The sequence below is a fragment of the Verrucosispora sioxanthis genome, from assembly GCF_010560025.1.
GTDB classification, from domain to species: Bacteria; Actinomycetota; Actinomycetes; order Mycobacteriales; family Micromonosporaceae; genus Micromonospora; species Micromonospora palythoicola.
The window spans coordinates 90,810-103,419 of sequence record NZ_SAIY01000007.1; the positions used below are offsets into that span (position 1 = coordinate 90,810).

Consider the following 12,610-nt stretch of genomic DNA (forward strand, 5'->3'; position numbering starts at 1 on the left):
CGTCAGACCTGTTGCTCGTGGGCGGCGGGATCCCAGGTGGCTGCGGCGCGGCGCAGCCGGTCGTTGACCGCCCGCCCCACACCGGTGTCCGGTACCGGCTCCGCGACAATCTCGGTCACCCGGGCGGCGTCCAGTCGATGCAGCGCGTCGAAGAGGCGGGCCGCCGCCTCGGTCAGGTCACCGGAGGCGGAGAGCACCTCCACCGCCGCCCAGTCGCCCGCCGGCCGGTCCCGGAACGCCAGATACCCGCGCCCCGCACCCACCGGCCCCGCGCCGGACACCAGCCGCAACGGCGTACGCGGCGCGTAGTGCGCGGCCAAGGTGCCCGGTGCGACCGGCTGCCCCGAGCTACCTGGCCGCACCGTCACCGGCCCGGTCACCTTCTCCAACTCCTCGACCGGCAACGCACCGAGCCGCAGCACCACCGGATGATCCCCCCGGGCGTCCACGATCGTCGACTCGATCCCACAGCGGGTCGGCCCGCCATCGAGCACCATGTCCACGGCCGCACCCAGCCCACGCACCACGTGCTCGGCACGGGTGGGACTGAGCTGGCCGAACCGGTTCGCGCTAGGCGCGGCCACCGGAACCCCGGCAGCGGCGATCAGCCGCCGAGCGTGCTCGTGATCCGGTACCCGCACCGCCATGCTGTCCAGCCCGGAGGTCACGATCGGCGGAATCTCGGCCGGTCGATCCACGATCAGGGTCAACGGCCCCGGCCAGAACCGGGCGGCCAACGCCGCCACGGCCGGCGACACCGGCCCCACAAGCGGCTCCAGGTCCGCCGCGTCGGCGAGATGGGTGATCAGCGGATCGAAACTCGGCCGCTGCTTGGCCTCGAAAATCCGGGCCGCCGCCCGCGCGTCCAACGCGTTCGCACCCAGCCCGTAGACCGTCTCCGTCGGAAAGGCCACCAAGCCACCCGTACGCAACACGGCAGACGCCTCGCCGAGGTCACCATCGGCAGGCAGGACACGAGGAGATCCCATGCTCACCCCTCCGACGCTAGCCTGCCGCCGACCACCTGCCCTGCGTCACCCCGGACCACCGCTCGCTGATTTCAGCGCTGACAACGTCGGCTCCTCCCGCAGAGAGGGAACCCTCATCGCAGCGGTTGTTGGTCATCCGGAAACAGGAGCAGGTCGAACCACAGTCCCTGACCGTCGAGTTCCAACGGCTGGCTGCTGCCCGAGAGGCTGGGCGGGCCGGCGTAGGTGCCGGTGAGGGTGTAGAGGCCCGGGTCGACGGCGACTTGGAAGATGCCGTCCGGGCCGGTGACAATTTCTACCCCAGCCGGCTCCAGTCGGATCGTCGCCCCCTCCACCGGCAACCAGGTGTTCGCGTCAATGGCTCGGCCCTGGAGGCTCCAGACGGCGTAGACCGTGAAGGCGCCCTGCGTCATGGGGCTGATCCGACCTCTGCGGTCGACCGACACCGCGTACACCGGACGCTCACCGGTCACGTTGCCTACGTCGATCGTCACAGTGGCTGTTCCGTCCTGCGCAGCCGGCACCTCGCTGCCCAGGGTGGTGTTGCCGACGCTGTACCGAAACCGGGTCACCGGTCGCTCACCGCTCACGCCGAACCGGATGGCAAGCTGACCACCTGCGGAAACGCTGTTCCCGTCCGGGAAGTCGACTACTGGCGGACCGGGCACCTTCGCCTCGACAGCCGCCGACGCCGGCGACGCCATCAGAGTCGAGCCGGTGGCGAGCAGAAGCAGGGAGGCGGCCATCCCGACGAGCCTGCGGCGAGTTGAACGGGTGCGTGCACCCAACGTTGAATCGACAGACATCCGAGCCCCCGCGTCAATACGTCATGGAAAGATCAACTTAGCCAAGAGAATGCCACCCGTCAATGCTTTTGGAAGGCGCCGCCTGCTCGAACCGCACCTCGCCAGAGCTACTGGCGGGGGAGGGCTCAGTGGCCTAGGCGCGACGGACGCGAATGGTCTCCGCTGCCCAGCGGAGACCTCTACACCTCGGGCCAGATCCTCCACCGAAACCAGCACGGCGGACGGACGGCCGTGCGCGTCACCCGCTCGTGGTGGTCGTGTACCCGCCCCACCAGCTCAGAAAGCCCGATGGTTCACATGAGACCAGATATCGCCACATACAGCAGGCCAGAAAGATGCGTGGAGCCCAGGGGACTCGAACCCCTAACCCCTGCCTTGCAAAGGCAGTGCTCTGCCAGTTGAGCTAGGGCCCCGGCGCGGCGCTGGTGCCGCAGGTCGGAGCGGACGGTGTCAGCGCAGGTCCGGCGAGGTGGTCGCCTCGTGCCAGAGGGCGCGCTCGTCGTTGGCTTCCTTGACCTTCTTGGCCACCACCGCGGCCACGCCGACGACACCGACCAGGATCAACAGCTTCTTGAACATCGGGGCTGCCCCTCACGCTCGACGTGCCGTCGGACCATGTGCGGTGGGGCTAGCTGGAATCGAACCAGCGACCTCAGAGTTATCAGCTCTGCGCTCTAACCGACTGAGCTATAGCCCCGCGTAGCGACGAGCAAGGTTAACCCATCCGCCCAGCGCCCCCCAAATCGGGGCCAGGCCCACCAGCCACCCCACGCCGCCCCCTGAACCTACCCGAGTAGCAGGACCCGGTACACCGGGTTAACCGTGCGCACGCCCCCCGGCGGACCCCTCCCGCCGGATGCGGCATCCCGCGCGATCCCGGCCGCCGCAGACCCCCGCATGCGGCATCCCACGTCGGACCCAGCCGCCGACCCCGTGCGGACCTGGCCGCCGGAGACGTCGGTATGCGGCGTCCGCACCGGCAGAGCGGGCGCTACGGGTACGGAAACGCCGGCCCGCATCGCCGTAGAGGGCGGCGCGGGCCGGCGTCGACGATCGGGTCAGTCCCGCTCGGCGAGGGTCAGCTCGATGCCGCCCACCAAGTCGGCGCAGACGTTGTAGACGAACGCACCGAGGGTGGCCAGCGCGGTGAACAGCACGACGTTCACCAAGCCGATCAACGCCGAGCTGAAGATCACACCACGTGCGGTGATCTGGAAGCCCTCCGTGCCCTGCCCGCCACCCGCGTTGACCAGGTCACCGAGGCTGTCGTTCACGCTGCTGAACACGCCCATCGCGTCCAACGCCAGGTACAGCACCGAGGTCGCCACGACGATGACGATGAACAGCACCACCGACACCGCGAAGGCGAACTTCATCACCGACCACGGGTCGATCCGCTTGAGGTTCAGCCGGGCCCGGCGCGGCCCGCGCGAGGCGGCCGAGCTGACCGAGGTACGCGCCGCGCGTACCGCCTCACCGACCCGTGCGGCACCCACCGCGGAGCTGACCCCGGCGGCAGCCCGCCACCGTTGGCCGGGCGGCCGAGCCCGAACGACCGGGTCGCGTCCGGCTTCGGACCGACCCCGGTCACCCGGGGCTGGGTGCCGGTCGTGCCGGTGCTGGCCGCAGGCAGAACCCCGGTGGTGCCCGCCGAAGGCTTGCCGGCAGGAACAGCCGCGGACTGGGTAGGTGACGGCTTGCCGAGGGGGCTTGTGCTGGCCTCCGTGGCGCTGCCCCCGTCGGTCGACTTCGCCTCGGCGTCGTCGCCCTCCGGCCCCTCCGTCGGCTTGTCGGGTGGCGGGGCCATACCGGGAGCCCGGGTGAATTTCGGGGCAGGCGCGTCGGCAGGGACGGTGGCCCGACCCACGGCCGCGCGGCCGGTCGTTGGCGTGCCGCTCTTCGCGGCCTCCTCGTCGACCGGGTTGGCCGAGGTCCCCGCGTTCCCCGACTTCGCCTGTGTCTCCGTCATTCAACTAGTCCTGTTCGTCAGGCTCGTCGGCATTTCGAGCAATCGCCACGATAGTCACGCCGTCCGGAAGGTCCATCAGCTTGACCCCCATTGTGTTCCGGTCACGCGTACGGCGTACAGGCTTCACCGGAGTCCGGATGACGCCACCGTTGCTGGTGATAGCGAACAGCTCATCGTCCGGGTCGATCACGACAGCGCCGACCAGACCACCGCGTCGCTCGGTGATCTTCGCAGTCAGCACACCCTTACCTCCCCGGCCCTGCACCGGGTATTCCTCGATCGGGGTACGTTTCGCGTACCCGCCGTTCGTGGCCACGAGAACGTCCAGACCCTCCCGGACGACCTCCATGGCCAACAGCTCATCTTCCTCGCTGAAGCGCATGCCGATCACGCCGGAGGTCGCCCGACCCATCGGGCGCAGGGCCTCGTCCGTGGCGTTGAACCGGATCGCCTGGGCGTTCTTGGAGACCAGCAGCAGGTCGTCGGTGGGGCCGGCGAGCGCAGCACCGACCAGCTCGTCCTCATCGCGCAGGTTGATCGCGATGATGCCGCCGGACCGGTTGGAGTCGAACTCCTCAAGCCGCGTCTTCTTCACCAGACCGTTCTTCGTCGCCAGGACCAGGTAGGGAGCCACCTGGTAGTTCGGGATCTCGATGATCTGTGCGATCTGCTCGTCCGGTTGGAAGGCGAGCAGGTTGGCCACGTGCTGACCCTTGGCCACCCTACTGGCCTCCGGAAGCTCGTACGCCTTGGCCCGGTACACCCGCCCCTTGTTCGTGAAGAACAGCATCCAGTCGTGCGTCGAGCAGACGAAGAAGTGGCTGACGATGTCGTCCTGCCGCAACGAGGCGCCACTGACACCCTTGCCGCCCCGCCGCTGCGAGCGATAGAGATCAACCTTGGTTCGCTTGGCGTACCCGGTCCGGGTGATGGTGACGACCACGTCCTCCCGCGCGATGAGGTCCTCCATCGAGACCTCACCGTCGAACGGAATGATCTTGGTGCGTCGCTCGTCGCCCCACTTGGCGACGATCTCCCCCAACTCCTCCGAGACGATCCGACGCTGCCGCTCCGGCTTGGCCAGGATGTCCTTGAGGTCGGCGATCTCCACCTCCAGCTTGGCCAACTCGTCGAGGAGCTTCTGCCGCTCCAGCGCGGCGAGCCGGCGCAGCTGCATGTCCAGGATCGCGGTCGCCTGGATCTCGTCGATCTCCAGCAGCCGGATCAGACCCTGCCGGGCGTCCTCCACCGTCGGCGAGCGCCGGATCAGGGCGATCACCTCGTCGAGCGCGTCCAGCGCCTTGGCCAGGCCGCGCAGAATGTGCGCCCGCTCCTCCGCCTTACGCAGCCGGAACGCCGTCCGCCGCCGGATCACCTCGATCTGGTGCTCGACGTAGTAGCGGATGAACTTCGCCAGGTTCAGCGTGCGTGGCACCCCGTCGACCAGCGCCAGCATGTTGGCGCCGAAGGTCTCCTGGAGCTGGGTGTGCTTGTAGAGGTTGTTCAGCACCACCTTGGCAACCGCGTCGCGCTTGAGCACCAGCACGATCCGCATGCCGGTACGCCCGGAGGACTCGTCGCGGATGTCGGCGATCCCGCCGAGCTTGCCCTCCTTGATCAGCTCCGCCATCCGCTCGGCCAGGTTGTCCGGGTTCACCTGGTACGGCAGCTCGCTGACCACCAGCGCCGGCCGACCCCGCTTGTCCTCCTCCACCTCGACCACGGCCCGCATCCGGATCGAGCCGCGACCCGTGCGGTACGCGTCCTGGATCCCCGACTGTCCGACGATCAGACCGTGGGTGGGGAAGTCCGGGCCCTTGACGATCTCCAGTAGGGCTTCGAGAGTGGTGGCCTCGTCGGCCTCCGGGTTCTCCAGGCACCACTGCACCGCCGCGCCGATCTCGCGCAGATTGTGCGGCGGGATCTTGGTGGCCATGCCGACCGCGATGCCCTCGGACCCGTTGACCAGCAGGTTCGGGATCCGCGACGGCAGGATGGTGGGCTCCTTGGCCCGGCCGTCGTAGTTGTCCTGCAGGTCGACGGTGTCCTCGTCGATGTCCCGCAGCATCTCCATCGCGAGGGGGTCGAGCTTGCACTCGGTGTTGTGGCTGACGAACCCGTCGGAGACGAACGAGTGGTCGTCGGTGTCGACCCGGATGCTGTAGACCGGCTGCACACCGGCGTCCGCTACCTCGGCCACCTCGGCGTAGTAGAAACGCCCGTCGACAAGCGGCTCGACCACGTCGAGCACCTCGACGTTGGTGATCCGAGCGGCGATCTCGTCGCGGTCCCGCTCCCACCGCTCGACCCGGTCCACGTTGTGCCGGCGCAGCCAGTCCCGCTCGGTCCACCGGCTGGCGCCGTGCTCGCGGATGAAGTCGCCGACCAACGGCACGTGATCGCTGGAGAGGGCGGTGCTGCTCGCCGGCACCGAGGCCAGTTCGGACTCCAGCTTGGCCTGCTTGCGACCGAGGAAACCGACCTGGGCGGCGAAGATCCGCGCGTCCCGGCGGTTGGTGACGACAACCTTGATCTCGCCGTCGTCGTACCGGCACTGCCGGCTGATCACGCCGAACTCCAGCAGCAACTGCTGCACCTCGCGGGCGAGCCGCTCGCTGCGGGTGGAGTACGAGATCTGGATGGTGTGGCGCGGCAGCAGCGAGGACGAGCCGTCACCTTCGAAGATCGCCTGGAGGAAGGCCCGCTTGATGGCCGCCGGACCCTGCCAGACGAACTCCGGCACGAACTTGTCAGCGCTGCGCGCGCCAACCAACTCACCGAGGATCGATCCCGAAAAGTCGGAAATCCAGCCGCGTAGCTTGTGCAGCGTCTTGCCGGTGATGGTCGTTTCGGTTCCGACCCAACGTCGACCACCCACGGCGAGGTCGTAAGCCGCCAGGACGCGGACAAAGAACTCCCGATCGCAGTTGTCGAAGCCGACGCGATCAGCAGATGTCCAGCCCTCACTGACATAAGCACCGGCGAGAACGGCGGCTTCGACGTGCTCAAGCATCGGGTAGCCGATCTCGTCCGGCACGCTGCGCTGGAGCACCACCCGGTCACCGGGGGAGATCTCGGCGAGCAGCTTCCAGAGCAGGGTCGGCACGCCGGCCACGTCCACCAGGCAGAGCACCGGGTGGTTGTGGGTGCCGGTCAGCTCGTACCCCTCGCGGGTACGCAGCCGCAGCGTCGGGTGCTCGCCGGAGTGGAAGAACTTCGAGGCGTGGACCAGGTCGCCGTTGCGGTCGCGGACCTTGAGGTCGATGTCGGTCTCGCTGCTCGACGCGGCGCCCGGCACCACGTCGCCGATCCGCACGCTTCCCATTGCGGTACGAATACGGGCATCTGCCGTAACGCAATATCTCATGGCCGCAGCCGGATCATTTCCGGGCGAGCCGAAGTTGCCGTTGCCGTCGACCAGGGGGTAGCGCAGTGACCAGGGCTGGGCCATCCGGACCAGCGCGTCGTAGATGGGCGAGTCGCCGTGCGGGTGGAACTGGCCCATCACGTCGCCGACGACCCGGGAGCACTTCACGTAGCCCCGGTCCGGCCGGTAGCCGGAGTCGAACATGGCGTACAGGATCTTGCGGTGGACCGGCTTGAGCCCGTCCCGGACGTCCGGCAGCGCCCGCCCGACGATGACGCTCATCGCGTAGTCGAGGTACGAGCGCTGCATCTCCACCTCGAGCCCGACCGGCTCGATCCGGTCGCGCGAGACGACGGCGGCCAGCGGCTCGGGGACCTCGGGCGTGTCAGGTGTGGACTCGGGGGAATCGGTCACTGTTAACCCTTATCAGACTGAGTGTCGCTTTTGCGCTGTGGATAACGGCTGTGGATACCGGCCAAGCTGTGGATAACTCTGTGGACCCGTACCGGGCCGGAACGCTCCGGCCCGGTACGGCGTCCGTCAGATGTCCAGGAAGCGCACGTCCTTGGCGTTGCGCTGGATAAACGAGCGGCGCGCCTCCACGTCCTCGCCCATCAGCACGCTGAACAGCTCGTCGGCGGTTGCCGCGTCGTCCAGGGTCACCTGGCGCAGCGTACGGGTGGCCGGGTTCATCGTGGTCTCCCACAGCTCCGGGTAGTTCATCTCGCCGAGACCCTTGAACCGCTGGATGTCGTCCGGCTTGGCGCTCGCCTTCTTCTGCTGGCGCAGCGCGATCAGCCCGTCGCGCTCCCGGTCGGAGTACGCGTACTGCGCGTCGTCGCCCTTCCGGTTCCACTTGATCTTGTAGAGCGGGGGGGCGGCCAGGTAGACGTGGCCCAGTTCCACAAGTGGGCGCATGAAGCGGAACAGCAGGGTGAGCAGCAGCGTCTGGATGTGCTGGCCGTCGACGTCGGCGTCGGCCATCAGCACGATCTTGTGGTACCGCAGCTTCTCGATGTCGAAGTCGTCGTGGATGCCGGTGCCCAACGCGGTGATCAGCGCCTGCACCTCGTTGTTCTTCAGCACCCGGTCGATCCGGGCCTTCTCCACGTTCAGGATCTTGCCGCGGATCGGCAGGATCGCCTGGGTACGCGGGTCGCGTCCCTGCTTGGCCGAGCCGCCGGCCGAGTCACCCTCGACGATGAACACCTCGGACTCGCGCGGGTCGGTGGACTGGCAGTCGGCCAGCTTGCCCGGCATCGAGCCGGACTCCAGCAGCGACTTGCGTCGGGCCAGCTTGCGGGCCTGTTGGGCGGCGATCCGGGCGCGGGCGGCCTGGGAGGCCTTGGTGATGATGATCTTCGCTTCGGCGGGGTTGCGGTCCAGCCAGTCGACCAGCCGGTCGTTGCAGACCCGCTGGACGAAGCTCTTGACCGGCGTGTTGCCGAGCTTGGTCTTGGTCTGGCCCTCGAACTGCGGGTTGGTCAGCTTGACCGAGATGATCGCGGCGAGGCCCTCGCGGATGTCCTCGCCGGAGAGCTTCTCGTCGCCCTTGAGCAGCTTCTTTTCCGCACCGTAGCGGTTGACGACGCTCGTCAACGCGGCCCGGAAGCCCTCCTCGTGGGTGCCGCCCTCGTGCGTGTTGATGTTGTTCGCGAAGGTGTAGACCGACTCGCCGTACGACTCGTTCCACTGCATGGCGATCTCGAGTGACATGCCCTCCTCCTCGGCCCCGTACTCGATCACCGTCTTGTGGATCGGGGTCTTCGAGGCGTTGAGGTGGCGGACGAAGTCGGCGATGCCGCCGTCGTACTTGAAGGTGACCTCGCGGAGCTTGCCCTCCTCGCCCTCCGCGACCCGCTCGTCCAGCAGGTGGATGGTGAGGCCACGGGTCAGGAACGCCATCTCCTGGAGCCGGCGGTAGATCGTCTGGAGGTCGAAGTCGACGGTCTCGAAGACGTTCGGGTCGGGCCAGAAGGAGACCGCCGAGCCGGTGCGGTCGGTCGGCTCGCCCTTCTCCAGGGTGGTCGGCTTGGAGTGGTGGTACTGCTGCCGCCACACGAAGCCGTCCTTGTGGATCTCCACCGCCATCCGGGTGGAGAGGGCGTTGACCACGCTGACGCCGACGCCGTGCAGACCGCCGGAGACCGCGTACGCCTTGCCGTCGAACTTGCCGCCCGCGTGCAGGACGGTCAGGGCCACCTCGACACCCGGCTTCTTGAGCTTGGGATGCAGGTCGACCGGGAATCCCCGGCCGTTGTCGGTGACCCGGACGCCGCCGTCGGCGAGCAGCACCACGTCGATGGTGTCGCAGTAGCCGGCCAGCGCCTCGTCCACCGCGTTGTCGACGACCTCCCACACGAGGTGGTGCAGGCCGCGTTCGCCGGTGGACCCGATGTACATACCGGGCCGCTTGCGGACCGCCTCCAGCCCCTCGAGAACGGTGATCGACTCGGCGCCGTACTGCTGATTGTCCTGCGCTGCCACCCTCGGCCACTTTCTCGCGCCCGGCGCGCCACAGGGCACGTCGAACGCGGGTTCGGCGGACAGACACGACGTCGGCACGCGGACCGGCACCGGGGACAAATCCGGGGTACGGGTCGAACGCGCCGGTCGCCGCGGTCGCCCGCGGATCGCGATCGGCTCGACCCGAGTCGGACGGATGATCGCGGGCCCGCACCGGACCCGTGACCCGTCACTCCGCACCGGGTCTTCGTCTCACGCCAATCTTACTGTGCGCGGGCGATAGAACCACCACTCGGCACCCCTTCGCAGCGGCTCAGATCTCCGTAGCGGGCCGAATCGCGCTGTCCGCGACTCCCCCTACACGCCACGGCATGATCAACGGATCTGTCGCGTGACGGCGCTGCCGGGCGCGGCGGTGAGCGCTGGGCGGTAATGGTCGGTACGACCCGGGACGGGCGATCCTCGACCCTCGGGTTGCCGGAGCGGCCTTGATCTTTCACCGTTGGAACCGGACGATCGACCCGATCCACTCGCCCGTGCCTTGAGAGGTGACACCAGATGGGGCTGGACAACGTCGCGGTTCAGTGGCCGCGGACCGGCCGCTTCTACGACCCGGTCGCGCCGGCCGAGTTCGTCGACTTCGGCGACATCGTCGAGGTGCCGGGAATCTCGGCGCCGACCGCCGCGCTCGCCGAGCTGATCGCGAAGACAGGCACGGTCCGGGCCACCGCGTACACGGAGGTGGTGGATCTGATCCTCGGCCTCGATGGTGTGCTGTACGCCACAGACGCGGCCGCCGAGGACGAGGATCCGGTGATCGACCCGGACGGGTGCGGTTGGATCGCGGGCGGCATCGAACGTTTCGTCGCCGCGCACCGTCCGCACGGTGAGGCGGTCACCTTCGACTCGGTGGGTACGGTGCTGCGCTCGCTGCTGGCCGACGGTCGCCTGGCCGAGCAGCAGCTGCGGTGGCTGGACAGCCGGCTGGACGCGCTGCGCGACGACAGCGGTGCCGCGCCCCAGTGGACCTTCACCTGCGCGGAGCTGAGCGTGCTCGCCGCCTTCTACCGGCGCTGCGCCGACAACGGCTTCGCCATCTACGCCGAGTCGGCGGCGCCTCGCCGGGCGGCGCAGTCGTAGCGGTCGCGCCGGCACCGGGCGGGCTGGCCGGTCAGCCGTAGGTGTCGCGGGGGCCCCGGCCACGTACCCGGCGCGGGCCACGTGACCAGGAGGGCGCCGCCGGGCCGTGAATGTGAAGTTTGCGAACCACGTTGTGGCCGATCTCGCGGGCGATCTGCTGCAACAGCGAGCCGGCGAGCAGCCGTAGCTGCGTCGCCCAGGCCGTGGAGCGGGCCTCGACGGTCAGTTCGCCGTTCTCCAGCTTCACCGGCCGGCTGTGCTGGGCGACCTCCGCGCCGACGACCCGTTCCCAGGCACCGAAGACGGTGGCCTCGGCGGCCGGCTGTTGCCAACCCCGGGCCTTCACCAGCCGGTTGAGCACGGCACCGAGGGGTTGCGGATCGCGGGGGTCCGGGCCGGGGCCGGAGTAGCCGCGCAACCGACGCTCACCGTCGCCGGCACCGGTCGCGGTGCGCCGCCGGGGACGGCCGGCGGCTTCGCGCCGCGCCTTCGCCGCGTCCAGCACCGCGCGGGCCAACTGCGGCCCGGTGACACCCTCGCCGCCGTCGGTCACCGGCACGGTGTCGCCGGACGCCGCCGTGGGCGCTGCGGCTGTCGGCTCCGTCGGGCGGCCGGCGGGCTTGTCGGTTCGGCCGCCGTCGCCGGTGCCGCCCTTTCCCGCGGTACGCGCACCGCGTCGCCCAGTCGACCCACGCGGCTGCCCCGGGGGCGCGCTGTCCGGCTGCGGTGGTTCAGTCGGCACGACGTACCGCCCCCTCCGTCACCTCGTACCGGGCGCCCCGCAGGGCGGCTGGCACGTCGTCGGCGACCGCACAGGTCACCAGCAGTTGACTGGCGCCGCCGACCAGTTCGGCGAGCCGGTCCCGCCGGCCGGCGTCCAGTTCGGCGAAGACGTCGTCGAGCACCAGGACCGGCTCGATGCCGTCGTCGCGCAGCAGGTCGTAGCCGGCCAGCCGCAACGCCAGCGCGTACGACCAGGATTCGCCGTGGCTGGCGTAGCCCTTGGCCGGCAGCGGGCCGAGGGTGAGGGTGAGGTCGTCGCGGTGTGGGCCGACCAGGGTGGTGCCACGTTCGATCTCGGCGGGGCGGGACTCCGCCAACGCGCTGGTGAGCACCGCCGCGAGGGCGTCCCGGTCGGTGGTCGGTTCGACGAGGTCCACCGAGGGCCGGTAGCTGATTCCCGCCGCGCCCCGGCCCGCGGCCACCGCGTCGTACGCCTTGGTCACGTGGGGCGCGAGGGCGGCGACCAGTTCCAGCCGCCCGGCGAGCAGCTCGGCGCCGTGTCGGGCCAGGTGGGTGTCCCAGACGGCGAGGGTGGACAGGTCGCCGCCCCGCGATCCGCCGGTCTTTCGGGCGAGGTACGCGGTGCGCAGCAGCGCGTTGCGTTGTTTGACCACCCGCTCGTAGTCGGCGCGCACCCCGGCGTAGCGGGGTTGGCGCAGCACCAGCAGGTCGTCGAGGTAGCGGCGGCGCTCCGCCGGGTCGCCCCGGACCAGTTCGAGGTCTTCCGGGGCGAACAGGACCAGCCGTAGCGCGCCCAGCACGTCGCGGGCCCGGCGGGCCGGGGAGCGGCCGAGGCGGGCCCGGTTGGCCTTGCCCGGGACGATCTCCAGCTCCACCAGGAGTTCGCGGCCGTCGTGCACCACCGCGCAGCGGATCACCGCGGCGGCGGCGCCCATCCGCACCAGCGGGGCGTCGGTGGCGACGCGGTGGGAGTCGAGTGTCGCGACGTAGCCCAGCGCCTCCACCAGGTTCGTCTTGCCGACGCCGTTGGCGCCGATCAGGACGTTCGGGCCCGGTTCGAGGTCGACGTCGATCCGCTCGTAGGAGCGGAAGTCGACAAGTTCGAGCCGGCGGACGTACACGGGGCCGC

Annotated in this window: 8 protein-coding genes, 2 tRNA genes and 1 pseudogene; 1 reads left to right on the forward strand and 10 read right to left on the reverse strand. The window is 69.5% G+C overall.

Annotated features, from left to right (window positions below; translation table 11 throughout):
• Positions 1 to 2: 2 nt before the first annotated feature.
• The 8 genes and pseudogenes from ENC19_RS20600 to gyrB all read right to left on the reverse strand — a co-directional run bounded on the left by ENC19_RS20600 (position 3) and on the right by gyrB (position 9,618).
• A complete protein-coding gene (locus ENC19_RS20600; RefSeq protein WP_166458892.1) occupies positions 3 to 989 on the reverse strand; it encodes an L-threonylcarbamoyladenylate synthase in 987 nt (328 codons plus the stop codon).
• A 113-nt stretch (positions 990 to 1,102) separates the two neighbouring features.
• Complete coding sequence (locus ENC19_RS20605; RefSeq protein ID WP_164448756.1) at positions 1,103 to 1,735, reverse strand: carboxypeptidase-like regulatory domain-containing protein; 633 nt, start codon at positions 1,733 to 1,735, stop codon at positions 1,103 to 1,105.
• Between the two features lie 400 nt (positions 1,736 to 2,135).
• Positions 2,136 to 2,208 (reverse strand) — tRNA-Ala (locus ENC19_RS20610).
• Between the two features lie 37 nt (positions 2,209 to 2,245).
• Positions 2,246 to 2,374 carry a DLW-39 family protein gene (locus tag ENC19_RS30465; protein ID WP_210936323.1) on the reverse strand — a complete coding sequence of 43 codons (129 nt, stop codon included), beginning with the start codon at positions 2,372 to 2,374 and terminating at the stop codon, positions 2,246 to 2,248.
• 44 nt (positions 2,375 to 2,418) lie between these two features.
• Positions 2,419 to 2,492 (reverse strand) — tRNA-Ile (locus ENC19_RS20615).
• A gap of 361 nt (positions 2,493 to 2,853) precedes the next feature.
• Positions 2,854 to 3,764: pseudogene (locus tag ENC19_RS20620) on the reverse strand (DUF3566 domain-containing protein).
• Positions 3,765 to 3,768: 4 nt separating this feature from the next.
• Positions 3,769 to 7,545, reverse strand: coding sequence for an intein-containing DNA gyrase subunit A (gene gyrA, locus ENC19_RS20625; RefSeq protein WP_164448757.1), 3,777 nt, complete (start codon positions 7,543 to 7,545; stop codon positions 3,769 to 3,771).
• Positions 7,546 to 7,671: 126 nt separating this feature from the next.
• The gene (gyrB, locus tag ENC19_RS20630; protein WP_164448758.1) at positions 7,672 to 9,618 is read right to left on the reverse strand and encodes a DNA topoisomerase (ATP-hydrolyzing) subunit B; all 1,947 of its coding nucleotides are present in this window, start codon (positions 9,616 to 9,618) and stop codon (positions 7,672 to 7,674) included.
• 537 nt (positions 9,619 to 10,155) lie between these two features.
• On the opposite strand from gyrB, the gene ENC19_RS20635 reads away from it, so the two are divergent.
• On the forward strand, positions 10,156 to 10,737 hold the full coding sequence (locus tag ENC19_RS20635; RefSeq protein WP_164448759.1) for a hypothetical protein: 582 nt from the start codon (positions 10,156 to 10,158) through the stop codon (positions 10,735 to 10,737).
• A 31-nt stretch (positions 10,738 to 10,768) separates the two neighbouring features.
• Here ENC19_RS20635 and ENC19_RS20640 read toward each other — a convergent pair whose 3' ends face one another.
• Both ENC19_RS20640 and recF read right to left on the reverse strand, forming a co-directional pair.
• On the reverse strand, positions 10,769 to 11,296 hold the full coding sequence (locus tag ENC19_RS20640) for a DciA family protein (protein ID WP_328824316.1): 528 nt from the start codon (positions 11,294 to 11,296) through the stop codon (positions 10,769 to 10,771).
• A gap of 172 nt (positions 11,297 to 11,468) precedes the next feature.
• Positions 11,469 to 12,602 carry a DNA replication/repair protein RecF gene (gene recF / locus ENC19_RS20645; protein WP_164448760.1) on the reverse strand — a complete coding sequence of 378 codons (1,134 nt, stop codon included), beginning with the start codon at positions 12,600 to 12,602 and terminating at the stop codon, positions 11,469 to 11,471.
• Between the last annotated feature and the right edge of the window lie 8 nt (positions 12,603 to 12,610).

Bases quoted from the DNA above. Each gene is read 5' to 3' on its own strand.
- ENC19_RS20600 (WP_166458892.1), bottom strand. From the start codon at position 989: ATGGGATCTCCTCGTGTCCTGCCTGCCGATGGTGACCTCGGCGAGGCG.
- ENC19_RS20605 (WP_164448756.1), bottom strand. From the start codon at position 1,735: ATGGCCGCCTCCCTGCTTCTGCTCGCCACCGGCTCGACTCTGATGGCG.
- ENC19_RS30465 (WP_210936323.1), bottom strand. From the start codon at position 2,374: ATGTTCAAGAAGCTGTTGATCCTGGTCGGTGTCGTCGGCGTGGCCGCG.
- ENC19_RS20635 (WP_164448759.1), top strand. From the start codon at position 10,156: ATGGGGCTGGACAACGTCGCGGTTCAGTGGCCGCGGACCGGCCGCTTC.